12 protein-coding genes are annotated in these 17,006 nt (G+C 34.9%); 5 read left to right on the top strand and 7 right to left on the bottom strand.

The window, feature by feature from the left end:
• Positions 1-393: 393 nt before the first annotated feature.
• The 5 genes from HX004_RS16065 to HX004_RS16045 form a co-directional block, all read right to left on the bottom strand.
• Positions 394-1,368 (bottom strand): 3-oxoacyl-[acyl-carrier-protein] synthase III C-terminal domain-containing protein, encoded by a 975-nt coding sequence (locus HX004_RS16065; RefSeq protein WP_286443695.1) that lies wholly within the window; start codon positions 1,366-1,368, stop codon positions 394-396.
• A 316-nt stretch (positions 1,369-1,684) separates the two neighbouring features.
• A complete protein-coding gene (locus HX004_RS16060) occupies positions 1,685-2,659 on the bottom strand; it encodes a 3-oxoacyl-[acyl-carrier-protein] synthase III C-terminal domain-containing protein (protein ID WP_286443694.1) in 975 nt (324 codons plus the stop codon).
• A 78-nt stretch (positions 2,660-2,737) separates the two neighbouring features.
• Positions 2,738-3,094 carry a hypothetical protein gene (locus tag HX004_RS16055; protein WP_286443693.1) on the bottom strand — a complete coding sequence of 119 codons (357 nt, stop codon included), beginning with the start codon at positions 3,092-3,094 and terminating at the stop codon, positions 2,738-2,740.
• Positions 3,095-3,125: 31 nt separating this feature from the next.
• On the bottom strand, positions 3,126-3,434 hold the full coding sequence (locus HX004_RS16050) for a hypothetical protein (protein ID WP_286443692.1): 309 nt from the start codon (positions 3,432-3,434) through the stop codon (positions 3,126-3,128).
• Between the two features lie 144 nt (positions 3,435-3,578).
• Positions 3,579-4,487, bottom strand: a complete 909-nt coding sequence (locus HX004_RS16045) for an AraC family transcriptional regulator (RefSeq protein WP_286443691.1) — start codon at positions 4,485-4,487, stop codon at positions 3,579-3,581.
• Positions 4,488-4,953: 466 nt separating this feature from the next.
• Here HX004_RS16045 and HX004_RS16040 point away from each other — a divergent pair, with 466 nt between their 5' ends.
• Positions 4,954-10,542 (top strand): FG-GAP-like repeat-containing protein, encoded by a 5,589-nt coding sequence (locus tag HX004_RS16040; protein WP_286443689.1) that lies wholly within the window; start codon positions 4,954-4,956, stop codon positions 10,540-10,542.
• 1 nt (position 10,543) lies between these two features.
• Complete coding sequence (locus HX004_RS16035; protein WP_286443687.1) at positions 10,544-11,368, top strand: hypothetical protein; 825 nt, start codon at positions 10,544-10,546, stop codon at positions 11,366-11,368.
• Positions 11,369-11,483: 115 nt separating this feature from the next.
• Here HX004_RS16035 and HX004_RS16030 read toward each other — a convergent pair whose 3' ends face one another.
• Together HX004_RS16030 and HX004_RS16025 are read right to left on the bottom strand one after the other, a co-directional pair.
• Positions 11,484-11,921 carry a carboxymuconolactone decarboxylase family protein gene (locus tag HX004_RS16030; protein ID WP_286443685.1) on the bottom strand — a complete coding sequence of 146 codons (438 nt, stop codon included), beginning with the start codon at positions 11,919-11,921 and terminating at the stop codon, positions 11,484-11,486.
• Positions 11,922-11,984: 63 nt separating this feature from the next.
• A complete protein-coding gene (locus HX004_RS16025) occupies positions 11,985-12,569 on the bottom strand; it encodes a Crp/Fnr family transcriptional regulator (RefSeq protein ID WP_286443683.1) in 585 nt (194 codons plus the stop codon).
• 258 nt (positions 12,570-12,827) lie between these two features.
• Here HX004_RS16025 and HX004_RS16020 point away from each other — a divergent pair, with 258 nt between their 5' ends.
• The 3 genes from HX004_RS16020 to HX004_RS16010 all read left to right on the top strand — a co-directional run.
• A complete protein-coding gene (locus HX004_RS16020; RefSeq protein ID WP_286443681.1) occupies positions 12,828-13,523 on the top strand; it encodes a helix-turn-helix domain-containing protein in 696 nt (231 codons plus the stop codon).
• Positions 13,524-14,308: 785 nt separating this feature from the next.
• Entirely contained in the window at positions 14,309-15,466 is a 1,158-nt protein-coding gene (locus HX004_RS16015) for a helix-turn-helix domain-containing protein (protein WP_286443680.1), read from the top strand.
• Between the two features lie 799 nt (positions 15,467-16,265).
• The coding region (locus tag HX004_RS16010) for a phage tail-like protein (RefSeq protein WP_502888487.1) at positions 16,266-17,006 on the top strand (741 nt) is incomplete at its 3' end.

The following is a 17,006-nucleotide window of genomic DNA, read 5'->3' as shown; positions in this document are numbered from 1 at the left end:
ATACTATTAATCTGTTAAGATTGATTTTAAGTGTAAAACACGGTTATTAAATGTAGTTTTATTGTGAATTGTGTATCAAAATAAATTGAAAAATAATTATAAAACAAATTTAATATTAAATAAATGTGAAAATAATTATAAAATTTAATTGTATATTAAGCAATGTAAAACAAACTGTTTTTGCTTATTATGTTATTTTATTAGGGATTTGAAATAAAATTCACAATCAATAGAAGTGGGAATAAAAGATTGACTGAAGAAGGAAAAATAGAAAAGCAGCTGCTTTTGTTCACTTTTTTTTAAAAAAAATAAACTTTTGATAAGAAGAGAACAAAAAAAACCGATAGCGAAGCTATCGGTTTTTAAGGTAGTGGTTATTCTATACTTTAGGTGTTAAAACCTCCATAGCATTAATCCCGCTTGATATCCCGCACCCAAGGTCCAAATCAAGGCATATTCACCTTCTTGCATGGGTTTTACGATTTGCTGATGTTGATCTAAGGCAACAAGTGGACTAGAGGATCCGGAGTACCCTATTTCTTTGGAGTAAAAAGGAACTTTGTGATCAGGTAATCCAAAGTGTTTTTTGATAATCTCAATATTTTTTAAAGACAATTGAGAAAATAAAAACAAACTGATATCTTCTGTGGTAAGTTTATTGCGACGCAAGAAATCTTCAATTTTATTGGTTGCATATTCCACACTGCCACTTCCGTCAAAGGAAGTATCCCACATTGTTAATTCTCCTGAAGCAAAACAAGAATGCCCTTTAGGTGGAAAGAGTACGGTATTGCAAAAACTGCTATCAGTGTGATAATGAACATCGATTAATCCCGCTGAGGTATTGTCTTTTTCCACGATAAAAGCAAAGGCTGAATCAGAAAAACAGAAAGCCGTTACCGGATTTTCTTGATCGAGTATACTCGACATTTTTTCAGCGCAGATAACCAAGGCTTTTTGTGCGGTTTTACTGTTGTTTAGATACTGGGCTACCTGATCTAAAGCAAGTAAGGCACCGATGCAATTGGCGTTGATGTCATAACACATCGTCTCGGGTTTGCCTTGTAAGGCTTGGTGAATGAAAATTGAATCATTTGGAATTTGATGTTCTGGTGTACAAGTTACAAAGGCAATGATGTCAATTTCCTGCATCGAAGTATGGCTTTCTTTTAATACTCCTTTTGCGGCATCAATCCCCAAGGAAAGAGAGGTTTCGGGGGAATCACCCGGTACTACATAACGGTTGGTTCTTCCTAATGCTTCTTGAATTTTCTTCATTGAAACACCTTGGTTTTCGAATTTTTCTATCACCGCTTCGTTGTTTTCTAGTTTTGAAGGATGGTGAAAATACATGTGTTTTAGTTTCATACTATAAGGGGTTTTGTTGATAATAAAAAAATAGTATGGAACGAATTTAAGATTAAAATTATTTTTTTATATTTTAATTATGTTAATATTTACTTATTTTTTAATATTGGAAAAATAAGTAAGATAATTTATGGTTGATTTAATGTCAATTGTAAAGGAGTGAAGTTGACCAAAAGTTACTAAACTTAGTTTTTGGTATTTTTAAAAATAGTAATGCTACTTTTCCTTTTTTCAGATCAAAGAAAAAGTAGGGAACATGATAACAGCAATCAGAAAAAGATTGCTGTTTACTATACTAAATGTGATATAGGAAGGGTTAATATTTCCAGAGCATTAACCCTGTTTGATATCCTGCACCCAAAGTCCAAATGAGAATGTATTCCCCTTGTTTGATTGGGCGAACTGTTTCTTGAAAATGGTGAAGAACGAGAAAAGGACTTGAGGACCCCGTATAACCAAATACATGAGAGTAAAACGGTGTTTTTTCATCGGCTAATTGATAGTAGTCCTTAATCATTTTCGCATTTTTATAGGAGAATTGAGAGAAGAGAAATAAGCTGATATCATCTAGGGTAAGCTGATGTTGTGCTAAAAAGTGTTCTAATTTATGCGTGACAAAATGAATACTACCACTTCCATCAAACGTTGTATCCCAAGCCATAACGTCTCCAGGAATAGAACAAGAATAACCTTGTGGGGGAAATAGAATGGTATCACTACATTGACTATCAGTATGATATTCTACAGCTAATAATCCAGAGGTTGTATCGTCCTTTTCTAGAATTAGCGCAAAGGCTGTATCCGAAAAGCAGAAGGCAGTTACGGGGTTGTTGTCATCTACAATACGCGATAGTTTTTCAGCACAAACAATGAGTGCTTTTTGGGTATTAGAGTTGGTTGCTAAGTATCGAACTGATTGATCTACAGCAATAAAGGCGCCAATACAATTTGCATTTAAATCATAACACATTGTATTGGGTTTTCCTTGAAGCGCTCGATGAATAAAAATCGCATCGCAGGGAACTTGATGTTCAGGAGTAGAGGACACGAAAATGATAAGGTCAATGTCTTCTATTGAAATATTTGACTGACATAATACTCCTTTGGCAGCTTCAATTCCCAAAGAAAGAGATGTTTCTCGTGCTTGCGAAGGGATAATATATCGATGTGTTCTCCCTAATGCCTCTTGAAGTTTTTGCATGGGAATTTCTTTTGCCTCAAATTCTTGTATAACTGATTCGTTGGTTTCTAAATTTGAAGGATGGTGAAAATATAGATGTTTTAGTTTCATGCTATAAGTATGTTATGATAAAAAGGTTTTATATGAAACTAATTTAGAATAAAAAATAGGATATCTTTATTTTTATGGTTAATATTTGGTTATTTTGTTTTTTTTATGAAAGAGGTAGAAAAGAAATGAACCTAAAAAATAAAGCAAGCAATCCATCCAATCTCCTGTATAACGAGGATGGTGTTGGGGTAAATACCATTCGAAATAAATGCAATAGAATAGGGTCACAGCAAGGATTAAGGGCAGTGATAGTTGTAGGGTAGCATCTCCTTTTAATTTTCTAACGACAACTAAGCAAATGCTCAGCACCAAAGGAAGGATAAGAAAATCATTGACATAATTGTTGATCCATTGAGGAATGGGCCATTGTAATTGTTGTAAAAGATAGATGGTAGCGGCTATACCTAAAGCAATAAAAAATAATACCTTTCTCATCTCTATTTTTTTGTTGTTTGGGGCATTCTCATTAAGCGGCAATCATTCCAACAAGATAGGCGATTCCCGCTGCAATTGTGGCAACCACCAACCAAACGGTGTGGACTATAAGATAAAGAATTCGCACGATTGGATTGGAGTGATGACGCAATTTTAAAAAAACCTTTTCTGTAGCTGTAGGTTCCCGGTGAATCTCCTTTTGTATGCGTTCTTCTTTTATGCGTTGTTGCTCCAATTGGCGTTCCAATACGATATTGATAATTTTTCCACAATGGCTACAATAGTCCGTATTGACGTTTTCCGTTTGACAATGTTTGCAGGTAATATAATGCTTACTCATGATATACGTTTAATGGGGGCAATGCGCCTTTAAAAATGAACTAGGGCAAAATTGAGTCAAATTTGTGGCGTAAAAAAGAACTATTTGGAGCTAAAACTGTTCTAAAATACGCATTTTTAGGCGTTTTTGAAAATAAGGAGTGAATCAAGGTGATTTAAGCAACTCTTTTTTTCCAAATTGCTTTCTATAGTTTCTTGGTGCATAACCTAACTGTCTTTTAAAGAATTTGCCGAAAAAGGAAGTACTAGTAAATTGTAATTCATCTGCAATTTGCTTAATCGTCAGCGTTGTATTGGCCAATAAAAGCTGGGCTTCTACAATCAGTGCCTGATCAATTAGTTCTCCTATCGTTTTAGAGGTAACCTCCTTAATCACTTTTGCTAAATAGCGATCGGAAACGCAGAGTTCATCAGCATAAAAGCGCACCTTTTTTTCTTTTTTAAAGTGGATTTTTAAGGTTGCTAAAAACGATAAGGTAAGTTGTTCCTTTCTCGAAAGATGTTCTTGTAAAAGGAAATTGTTATGCTGACTAGTCGCTTTTAATTCCAATAGGAATAACGCAAATAGATGGTGAATCGCCTCAATGAAATAAGGAAAACTTGACTTTTGCTTGTTTTTTTGATCAATTAATTCACACAGATTGACCAAAAAGTTGAGTTGTACACGATCAAGTAATAGATGTTGTACTTTAGAGGAAGCCAACAAAGTGAAGTCACTTTTTTCGTTTTGCGTGTGATTGATAGCGAATTTTTTATCAAAACTCAAGGTAATGAATTCCAGTTGTTCATTAAAGTTTTTGAAGTAAATAAGAGTTTGTGGCGGTACTAGAACCAATTGGTTTTGCTCTAACTTGTAGGTAGTTAAATTAAGTTGAACATCCATTACTCCTTCAACAATCAGGAGTATTGTATAATTTGTCGTTCGATAGGGGTGTTGTAATGGATGGTCTGTCAGCTGTTGTTTAAAGTCTACGTAAAGCCCACTTTCTTGAAAATCGTGGTCCAATAACTGCAACATCTCTTGAATAGAATAAATGTGAATTTTTTCAGACATAACGCAAACGAAATTGTGAAATATACATCCTCCTTGGGAGTAAATAGACGAAGATATTACTTTTTGAAGAAAGTGTAAGCCCTCTTTAGATGTATTAACTAGTGAAAGACGCTTTTATATTGATTGAAAATTAACGAAATAAAACTTTAATATATTTAATTAGTCTAAGTCTAATATAAATAACCGTGATGTTATAACGATTCAGTAGAAAATTTTGCAAATAAAAGCTTGTTGTTTTTAATTAGATTTAATATAAATAGATTTGTTCGTAAAATTATAACTATCTATTTATATGAATCATTTATACCCAAAATCGGAATTCAAACCTTTGTTTTGTCCGAATCAATTTTACTTTTATCAACCCAAAGGATGCCCAGTAGGTTTTGTTTTAGGCATGAATTAACGAAAGGAAAATACAGTTTCATTTTGATGTTAACCCAAATTAATCACAACATAATCAAACACTATGAGTATCTATACAATTAAAAAAGCACTTATTCTTTATGGGCTTTGCGTACTTGGAGGCCTTACAGTCCAAGGGCAGCATTTTAGTGCCCATACGGCTCAAACATTCCCTGGAGTGTTTTATGGAGATGCGGCTATACTAAATGTGAATAATGATGCTTATCCGGATCTTGTGTTTTCAGGCACAGGTGAAGGATATGGGTCAGGAAATACGTTCGTTTATCTCAATGAGCAAAATCATTTTACAGCTTTAGCTGATTCTTTTTCTCAAATCATGTATTCTGCCATTGAAACCGGGGATATTGATGGGGATGGGAAAATGGACTTTGCCATTACTGGATTTAGAAAAGAAGAAGGGTTTCCCAACGAAAAGGTTTTTGAGATTTACTATAATAATGGTGACAATACCTTTACGAAGAAAAATATAACAACGATTGTACCCGCGCAATATGGTTCGATTAAAATTGCGGATTTAAATGGTGATGGATTACCAGATCTATTAGTCAATGGGCAAACGGATGGAGGATATAGCTCTAAAGTTTATTTCCAACAAGCGGATGGTGAGTTTCTTGATTCGAATATTCAACTTCTGGGAACTTATTTCAGCGCAACTGAAATTTTTGACGCCAATGGAGATGGATTACCAGATATTTTGATAACGGGATTCAGTACAAGCTACGTTCCTTCTACTCAATTGTACATCAATGAAGGCAATGGGAATTTTCGCGCACATGATTCTGGATTAGGTCCAGTTTATTTTTCTTCAATAAGCGTGGCCGATTATGAAGGGGATGGAGACTTAGATGTCTTGCTTTCTGGAATGAATGGCAGCATGACCCACAGCCTTGTGTTGTATTTGAATGACGGTCAAGGTAATTTTACACCAGCGCCTTATGAGTTTGAAGGAATCATTATGGGATCTTGTGCCTTAGTGGATTATAACAAGGATGGTCTGTTGGACGTTTTTGCTTTTGGTAGTACAGCTTCTTCAAATATTAAAACGAATTTGTACAAGAATCAAAACAACCAATCTTTTGTTTTAGATGTTGAGAATTCCAACGCGATTAGAGGATTGAGTACATCAAGAGCGAAGTGGTTTGATTTTGACCAGGATGGAGATATGGATTTGTTCGTTATTGGATATACCAGTGATGGAACAGCCCAGACTACTTTATATGAAAATACGATTGAACCTACGACTGAGGCCGAGTATTGTGAGGTTAGGGTACTATATGGGGTAGAACCTATTACCTTGGTTCAATTTGCTAATTTGAATAATCAAACAGATATAATGCCCAATCCAACGGTAGCGCCAATAGCTTATGAAGATTTTACTTCTTTAACAGCAAATGTGCAACGAGGACAAACTTATACCTTGACTGTAAAAGGAAATACCAATGGAAATTTTGAACACGATATTCGCGCTTTTATTGATTGGAATAATGATGGACAATTTGATGTACGTACAGAATTATATCGTGGACTACTTTCGCCTTCTACAGGACAAGATGAGGTGAAAGTGGAGTTTGAAATCCGCGTACCAGATGATGCCGTACTAGGTAAAACGCGTATGCGAATCATAAAGGATAATTGGTACATTTATGAAGAGGGTGAGTTTGATGCTTGTACAGATGCCGAATATGGTCAAATAGAAGATTATTCTGTCCAAATAACAGATGGTACAGTAGAACCAGGATGCAATAATGAAGAACCTGGAATGAATCCTGGAGATACAGGTTGTGTAACTTTTACTTACAATGGATCAACGGTTACCTATACAACGGTTCGCGCAGGGGATGGAACAATTTGGCTACAACAAAATTTAGGTAGTGAGCAAGTAGCAACAGCTGCAACAGATGCATCGGCTTATGGTGACTTATTTCAATGGGGACGATGGGATGATGGCCATCAAAAGCGAACTTCTACAGTAGCTACGGAGGCACCAACACCGAATAATCCTCGTGGATTGGGAGTGAATAACAATAAGTTTTACAGCGCAGATCCTTCTTGGTGGCAAGCCGGAGCTGCTAGTGATACTTGGGAAGCTCGTATTCCTCAAGACGTAACGGATACAGCAGGCTGTGATCCGTGTAAAGCACTAGGTGAAGGATGGACTTTACCTACGCAAGATCAATGGCAGGCTATTATCGCTGCAGAAAATATTACTAATATTCAAACGGCTTACGATAGTAATTTGCGCCTAACAGTTGCTGGTGCAAGGGGAAGTAATGGGGTTTATAATGAAGGATTACGCGGGTATTATTGGAGCAAAACAACGTCAACCAATCGAGATTTTGTCAAGCATTTATTTTACAGTAACCTCACCATGAATGCAGGTGCAGGTGCTCCTCGTGAGCAAGGATCAGCTATTCGATGCCTAAAACTGGCTCCTGTTGTAACTCCAGAAGACTATTGTCTACCTGAAATTTCCGATACAGCGCGTAGCTTGCCAATTTATGAAGTTACGTTTGATACAACAACAAAAACGAGTGGAAGCACTACGGCTACAGATCCTTTATATGAAGATTTTACTTCTACTGTACTTCCAGTTGAGCAAGGGGGAACTTATCCCATCACAGTGAAAGGAAAAACAGATGGACAGGATATGTTGTTAGTGAAGGTATATATTGACTACAATCATGATTTTGAATTTTCTGAGAATGAAACCGTAACAGTTGGATTTCTTAATAATACGGGAGGGGAAAGAGGAGAAGTTTCTGGAACGATTCAAGTTCCTATAGATGCCTTAATCGGTACTACGCGTATGCGTGTGGTAAGTATGTATCACAACCCAGAAACTACTTGGGTTCACTTGGAGAATGTACCTTGTCCTACGGGATATTATTTAGGTCAAGTAGAAGATTATACCTTGAATGTTCAACGTCCTGCCGTGGGGATCACTGGAGTAGAAATTACAACGGAAAATAATGTAACTCCTGAAATCACAACAGAGAATGGAACTTTACAGCTTCAAGCACGTGTGATACCTGCGGAGGCAAATCAAGCAGTAACTTGGACCATTGTTGAAGGAGAAACATTGGCGTCAATCGATCAAAATGGTCGTGTTTCCGCTCTTGCTAATGGTGTGGTAAAAATAAAAGCAACTTCCGTTCAAAATACAGCTAAATTCGCTGAAATAGAGGTGAATATTGATATTGAAACACTGCGTTGCCCACCAGTTCAACTGTCAATTGACAATATTGGCGAAGAAACTGCAACCCTTCAAATTGAATCGACGGGTACTGTTTTTGAAGTAGAATATGGAGTAGAAGGCTTTACACAAGGAGAAGGAACAAAAATTGAACAGGCTACTGCCACACAACAAATTCAAGGATTATCACCAGAAGTAACGTATGATGTTTATGTACGCGTAGCTGCAAATTGCTCTACTTGGCAAAAAATTAGCTTCACGACAATTAAGGTGAAAGAACAGCTAATTTCGGTAGAGAATGTCAACAAAGTATATGGTGATGCTCCGTTCCAAACGGGAGAATCAACTAGTCAATTGCCTTTAAATTATACGGTTGTCGACCCTACTATTGCTGTAATAGAAGGAGGAAGAATTGTAATAAAAGGAGCAGGTGAAACTGAAATTCGCGTGAATCAAGCAGGAAATAGTGAGTATTTACCAGCAGAAGAAGTGCGTTTTACCTTGCGTGTCGCTAAGGCACCTTTAACCGTTCAAGCCACCAATCAAACAAAGGTATACAACGGAGTTGTACATACGGCTTGGACTGCAACCTATGACGGATTTGTCTACGGAGAGAATGTAAGTGTATTGACAGGAACATTGCGTTATGAAGGAACTGCAATTCCAGCTGTTAACGTAGGAACGTATAGTATCGAACCCATGGGATATGAATCGCCAAATTACGAAATTCAATATCGCCAAGGAACCTTGTCCATAACGAAAGCAATTATTGAGGGAATTACCTTTAGAGATGGAGCTTTTCTCTATGATGGAACACCAAAATTTATTGAAGTTACAGGTCAACTCCCTCAAGGAGTAAGTGTAACCTATGAAGGGAATACACAAATAGAAATTGGAAACTATACTGTTAGCGCTTTATTGCACGGGGGAGAAAACTATGAAGATAAAACCCTACAGGCAAATCTACAAATTCGCCATGCTTTGGCAGATTTAGTTTTTGAAGATGCAACTTTTGTTTATGATGGAACAGCGAAGCGAATTGAAATACAAAACCTTCCAGAAGGAGTAAGTGTAACCTATGAAGGGAATGATAAAATAGAAGCTGGAACTTATACCGTAATTGCGTCAATTCAAGGAGGTGGTCAATACGAAAATACCACACTAAGAGCGACGCTTAAAATTACAAAGGCACCTATAAATGCAATTTTATTCGAAGGACAAACTTTTGTTTATGATGGAACAGCGAAATACATTTTTGTTTCAGGAGCTATCCCTCAGGGCGTGACTGTTGAACATATCAATAATGGAAAAATTGACGTGGGAAGTTATGAAGTAAAAGCAAGAGTAAATGGAGGAAATAATTATCAAAGTCGAGAGTTAGTAGCAACGTTAAAGATCGAAAAGGCTTCTCAACAAATTCGCTTTGACGAACTAGAAACAATCATTTTAGATGAAAGTGAGGATTTCCAATTGCAAGCAACAACAACTTCAGGTTTACCATTACAGTATACGTACACTTACACGGAAACTCAACCCGCTGCTGAGGTAAGTACAACAGGTTGGGTGACACTCAAGAAAGTAGGGGAAATCACCATTACAGTAGCTCAAGCAGGAGATAAAAATTATCATCCAGCAACTGCTGTAAGTCGAATGTTGCGCATTGTAAACAACGATGCTACCATTCACGAGATCTGGATTGGGGATGAACACTATACAACCCCTCAGAACCAAATTTACCATTTGATGCGCTGTGATGAGAAAAGAGCAGAGGTAGCAGTAAAAATAGTTGTAGATGAAGGAGCAACGATTACTCCAAATGCAACATTTGTTATAGCAACACCTAAACCAGGGATTTACAAACAAACAGTTACGGTTGTTTCTCAAAATGGAAAAGTAAAAGAAACCTATGTAATTGTTGTTGAAAAACCATTTGCCTTTGATGAAATTGCAGTGAAAAAGTTCAATAATACCTTGTTGATTAACAAGAATCCACAGACGAATGGAGGTTATCATTTTGTAGGATTCCAATGGTATAAAAATGGAACTTTAGTTTCGGAAGAACAAGTATATTCAGCAGGTGCTAAGGCAATATTAGATAGGAATTCAGTATATCACGCGATTGTTAAAACGGCAGAAGGAGAAGAAATTCACGTTTGTCCGATGGAGGAAATGACTGAAGTGAAAGCGGTAATTCAATTGTATCCTAACCCTGTTGTTCTCGGTCAGAAAACAACGTTAGAAGTACAGGTTACAGGGGTTCAGCTAAGAGGAATTCCAGTTCAAGTATTCAATTTAAACGGACAGTTGGTTCACACTTTTTCAATGGAAGGTGAACGCACGGCGATTTATTTACCTCAAACGATACAAGGTGGAATGTATGTGGCTGTTTTTGAATTAAATGGAAGAAGAGAGTCAATCAAATTTGCAGTAAAAAAATAAGATGAAAACAATAAAAATAATTGGGTTGACTATGGGAATCTTAGCAGGATTACAGTCGACTTATATCCAAGCACAAGAAGTTGAGGTTTCGATTTTAGGAGGATTATCTGGAGTAAGACAACCGAGTATCTCGTTATCAAACGGATCTACTTTAGGCGTTTCGGCTTCGTATTTGCATGAAATTAACCAGCATCTTTCACTTGGTGTTGGATTAGAAGTAGGAACGTATCAATTGACAAAAGAGGATGCCGATTACAAGGGAACAAGTCCTGCTATAGATGGACAAGGAGCTGCTTTTGAATTTCGCTATGAAATAGCGAAATTCAAAGAAGAATTGAAAGGAACCTATTTTGCGATTCCAATTAAAATGCAGTATTTAGGCCCCAATATAGGAAGTGAAAAACTCCGTCTTTATGCCGCTGCTGGAATCAAATATCAAATTTATAGCAAAGTAAAATCAACTCAAACCTTAGAGGGGATAAGAACAAGCGGTTATTATGAACAATGGGATGCCGAATTACACAATCCAACTTACGCAGGTTTTGGTAATTTAGGGGATAAAACACAAGAAAGTAAGCTCAAATTAAACAGTGGCTTCTTTGTTTTGGGAGAAATAGGTGTGAAATACGCCTTGTCTAACAACCAAGCTCTGTATTTAGGTTTCTATGGTGATTGCGATTTAGGAGCTGCTGGTCAAGCGAATAAATCAGTTCTGACGTATCAGGAAAAAGAACAAATTAACAGTGTTTTGCCTGTTGAAAATGAACGTTATAAGTTGAGAATGTTTACCTTGGGAATGAAAGTGAAATACAGTTTTGGTTTATAATGCAATACTAGATTAGCTAATAGAAGAATAACTATGGCTAAATGATAAAAAAGCTTGAGTGTACACTCAAGCTTTTTTGTTTGATTTACTTTGAATTTTCTGCAGTTGAACCGCTTTATTTTGCCTTTAGTTGTGTAGCTACACCAATCCTATTCCAGGCATTAATTGTGACCATGCACATAATGAGTTGAGCGAGATATGTAGTGCCAAATAAATGTTCTGCTTGTTGATATAGTTCATCACTAATTCCACCCTCGTGAATAAAAGTAACGGCTTCTGTTAAGGCAAGGATGACTTGTTCTTCGGTGGTGAAAAGCTCCGTTTCTCTCCAACCAGCCAATACGAATAGGCGTCTAGCTGATTCACCATATTTTATTGCATCTTTGGTGTGAATATCCAAACAATATCCACAGCCATTTAATTGGGAAGCTCTAATTTTGATGAGTTCCTTATGCGTGGCTGTTAATTGTGATTCATTGAGGTATTGCTCTAATTGTAGCATCCCATCATAAGCTTTGGGATCTATACTGTAAATAGGTTTTCTGTTTGACATTGTTTTGTACTTTTTTATAAAGTCAAAACTAGAACTTTACCAATAAGAAAAACTTCAACCAGTTTAAGAAAAACGCTTCTTCTTAATTTCACTTAAATATTCGGGACTAAACCCTAAATAAGAAGCTAGTAAATATTGTGGAATACGCTGTACAAAGGCAGGAAATTGCGCTTCAAAGTGAAAGTATAATTCCTCTCTGCTATATTCATATAAGAATTTTAATCGACGTTGAGCTGCCCCATAGGCTTTTTGAAATATAATTCTAAAATATTTCTCCATAATCGGATGAGCAACCATGAGCGCCTTAAAATCAGCTGAAGTAATTAGGAGTATATCAGTTGGCTCAACGGTTTGAATATAAAAATCACTAGAAGTTTGGTTTTCAAATGCAAGATAATCGGTTAACCACCATTGTTCAATAGCAAAATCTACAGTTTGTTCTATACCATTTGCCTTGATATAGTAACTTCTCAAACAACCGCGAAGTACAAAACAAAGTGTAGTACAAGGCTTGCCTGCTTCCTGAATCCACGTTTTCTTAGCCTGTGTTTCAAAGGAGAAAAAAGAGAGAATAGACGCTTTCTCACTAGGGGTTAGTGGAGAGGTAAATCGCTCAATATGTTCAATAAAAAGAATTGCTTTTTCCATGAGAATAAAGGTAAAAATACTAATTTACTGTATTTCATTGATTATTCATGTCAAATATAAGCAATCGCTAGAGAGGCTTATAAGCAAAAAACAATTCTTTTCTTGTGTTTTTTTTAATTCAATATGTTTATATATTTAATATTTGTGGTGTTTTTTATTTATTTTTTGTGTTTTCGGTGACTATTTTTTTAATTTTCTGTCTAAAGTGTATGTGAATGAGTAGGTGATTTATATGGGGTACTACTGAAAAAAGTAAACATGAAAGAAAAAGAAATACCAGAAGAAAAAAAGGAAGTGGAAAAGGAGTATGTTTTTTATATTTTTCTTTTTTTATCTCTAGTGGGGGGGCTTGTTTTTGTAACAAAATATATGCTGCTACCAGTAGAAAGTAGTTTCAATTTGTGGAAGATTGTAGGGCAACGTCATATCATATTATTGTGGAGTGGGCTTACAGTTTTGGTATTTGATCTCACATGTGAATGGATATGTAAATTTCCTTATTCGAAACAAAATAGTAGAATAGAGGTTAATGATTGTAAGAGTCCCATTGATAAAACGAAAATAAGAGGACTTGAAGTAGCTTGTATTGCTAGTGATAACATTGGAAGCGAAATGACTGAAATAGAAGTATTAGCATTAAAGCGATTACTTTTTACTCAAGTTATTGATACAGCCTTGTTTTTAGATTCGACCCTAACGTTGAGCAAAGTTGCGAATCTCCTTAATGTGGATAAAAGCACGTTAATTCGATATTTTGAACAATCAGAAGCTCGAACTTTTAAAAAGTATATCAGTCGATTGCGAATTGAATATGCCATTCATATCATTCAAATCAAAGAAAAAGACATTACAGTGGAGGAATTAACTATACTGTGCGGATTTAATACACGGCTGTCTTTTTATCGCGCCTTTGTACACTTTTATGGGTTTGCTCCATCTGAACTATTAAAGTGACACAACAATAGGTGAATTATTATTTTGTTTTCTACTTCTTTCACCTCTTTTGGGCACTCACTAGTAAAAAGGCAGTTGAGATTGAGCTGAAAATTCAAAGGATAATCCTTGAACAACTTAGAGGATACAACAGCACCCTATGCGCTGTGGAAAAGCTGATAGTTAATTTGTGTATCATTAGATTCATTTGATTATATAATATTTTTTTGATACTATTTTTAACATTATGATGAATTAAGTTTGGGTATTGGACATCGCTATTGATGTGCAATTTATCACTTTAAGCGATAAGTGATGAAAATATACGTTCAAGTATTTGTGTGTTTTTTGGTCGAAGCCTTGCCCAAATTTGGGCAGGCTTCACGCCAAAAAAGTCAATTGGGAGACATTTACTACTGTCTTTAAGTCATCTTGCTGTGGAGCATAAAACAGCAATTAGAGTATGCTTAGCTCTGATTTTTGAAGCTTTTTTAGATCAATTAGTCTGAATGGCATCATTGCCTTGTTTTTAAATGAAGTTGAATCGTTAACGTAATGTTTGTGCATGAGATTTAGTTGTATCGGTAGAATTCTAGAAGCAGTAGTTAAAGCTACTTGAATACTTTCCATATCCTAAGTTAGATTACGTTGTCTTTTACAAGAGCTGATTTATGAACTGAAATAACAGTTGTTGATTCGCTTTCTTGTTTAAGCGCGAAATTACAGTATAATGCATTGCTATTGTAATGGGTATATCTGATTAGGATAAGAAACGAAGCACTTTTGTTTTTTTAAATATGTTAATTATGCCCGTACAAAATTTCTTTCTTATTTTATTAGTCCCCATTGTTTTATATGAAATCGTTTCTGTTTCTAGTCGAATTTTATCTGAAGAAATAAAAATGACGTATAAGACAACCACATGGTTTAGCTATTTTGTCGTCATTCAACTAATTCTCTTAGTCTATGAAGATGTTTTTTTACAAGATGCATTTCATTTTTCAATTTGGATTCTCTTGTTTTTGTTCTATGGTCCTTTTTTAAATCTCATTGTTTCTACTCGAGTCAAAGGGAATCAATATGTAAATGTGGTGTATTATTTTAGCGATTTCTATCGAATGGCCTATGTCTTTATTTTTGTATCATTTTTATCTTTAGTGATGAATCAATGGGGGTATATAAAAGAATGTATGCTATTTGTATTTAGTGTAACCTTTTTTTATTATGGAGTTGTATTGTACAAAAAAATGATGAAGCAAAGCGAAAGTTTCATTGATCGAAAAGAACAGCAAAGCAATTGGAATAGAATTATGCATATTTGTTTGGGTATTTTACTCCTTGTATTTTTCTTTTTTTTGTCTGAGAATCTTGAATTATCTGCTTTTCTCTTACTCCTACTTTTTTATGTATACCTTACCTTTTTGAGAAAAAAAATGGAAAGTAAACCAGATTTAATGACTGCGAAACTAGAGGAAGCACCACATGAAAAGGAGGAGGAATGGCAACACATACAGCATAGAAAAGAAAAGGATGGACAAAAAAGTACACAAGAAAGTGCACAAGAAAGCGCACAAGAAAGCACGCTACTCAAGTATGGACAAACTAAATTGAATGATGTCGTTTTACAACGATGTAATGTCAAAGTTTATCATATAATTATTGAGAATAAAGCTTATCTAGACGCTGATTTTAAAATGACAGATTTAGCTTCTAAAACAAAAATATCACGGTATTATCTAGCTCAGTATTTTAATGTGGTTTATCAAATGAATTTTCGCGAGTATATCAATAAGTTGAGAATAGAACATGTAGTAGAGTATATAGAATATCACCAGGCAAAAGAAAAATTAAGTGTACATGATTTATTTTTAGAAAGTGCATTTCACTCAAAAACCTCCTTTTTCAAAAGCTTTAAACAAGTATTAGGATGCACCCCTTTTGAATATTTGAAAAAAAGTCAATAGTAAATACATTTTAATCCTTTTTTACCTTAATAAGACGAAGAATAGATCCTTTTATAGGATCTATTTTTTTTGAAATAGATATAGATAGCCTAATTAGAAGGAGGTTAATAATGGAGGTATTAATTTACAAGAGATAGTAGCAGTTTGGACCAGAATGGAAATGATCTGTGCTAAATTTCAGGAGGGAAAGAGGGGGGCTTTTTACAAGAAACGATAGATGAAATAAAAGTCATATTTCTTCATCGATATTCCCTTAAATCGTAAAAAATGATCATACTTTATATAAGGATGAGAAATAGAATGTTAACAAAAAAGGTAAAATGTGTTTCATTTTACCCTTGTGTATTTTGTAGTTCAAGGAGTCTAAGAAAATTAGATGAATTATTCGATCATTACTAAAATTAAATCCATTAAAAGGAGTAGTACGTGAAAATAATTTAAACAAAATTATACTATTGAGAGTAAAAAAAAGTGAACGATAGTCCCCCTTGGACCTGCTTTATTCAATCGCTGTTTATTTCAAAGTAACTTTTTATCTAAGTGTTTTTTTTCTTTTTATCAATGAAAGTTAAATTGTGTTTCATTGTGATATTTTTATTTATTTATTGTTTTTTTTGATACTTTTTTTAACTTTTTTCTTATTTAAGTTTGAATAGTTGTGAATGATGTGGAAAAACATATAGGATTGTTTATAGTGCTTAAAGAGCTCGTAATCTTTTACTAATATAGAAATCCAAGTAAAATGTAAGACACATTGATAGATTCATAATAGTAAGTAAAAAAAAATAAATTGATAAATATGAAAAGAAAATTATTGTCAATTGCCATGTTGCTTTTGGCTTCCGCTATTCATGCACAGGTTGGTATTGGTACAACAATACCTAATAAATCAGCTGAATTAACTTTATTATCTAAAGATAAGGGATTGCTTATTCCTAATATCCCATTAGAAAGTACAACGGATCAAACAACAATTGTTAATGGTAATGTGGAAAGCTTGTTAGTATATGCTACACTAAAACAAGGAGATATTGAACCTGGGTTTTATTATTGGGATAAAACGAAATGGATGCGTATTGTTGGAGATTCCGATGTGGTTAAAATAGTGATTAATAATTTTCATGAAATTATTACAAATGAATACGTGCAAAATGAAATTAAACAATTTTTTGAAATAAGCGGAGGTAACGTATACTATGATGGTACTAAATTCGAATATATTGATGAAAATGGTGATAGACATGAAATCAATATGCAAGAGTTAGTCAAAGCATATGAAACCCTAACTGTTTTAGGTTATAACGCAACTACAGGAGTATTGACCTATCAAGATGAACATGGCAATACCGTTACCGTAGATGTCAAAGGAGCAGTAAAGTCCTTTGAAACCGTTACCAGCGTTACCAGTGATGCAACAGCGGGTACGATTACGTTCAAAGATGAAAAGGGAATTGATACGGTTTTGGATATCAAGCAGTTGATTGAATTAAATGAAACCCTAACTGTTTTAGGTTATAACGCAACTACAGGAGTCTTGACT

The sequence above is a fragment of the Myroides sp. 1354 genome (assembly GCF_030324495.1).
In the GTDB taxonomy this organism is placed as follows: domain Bacteria; phylum Bacteroidota; class Bacteroidia; order Flavobacteriales; family Flavobacteriaceae; genus Flavobacterium.
Note: the sequence above shows the minus strand (reverse complement) of the source record. Positions and strands in the feature narration are given on the sequence as shown.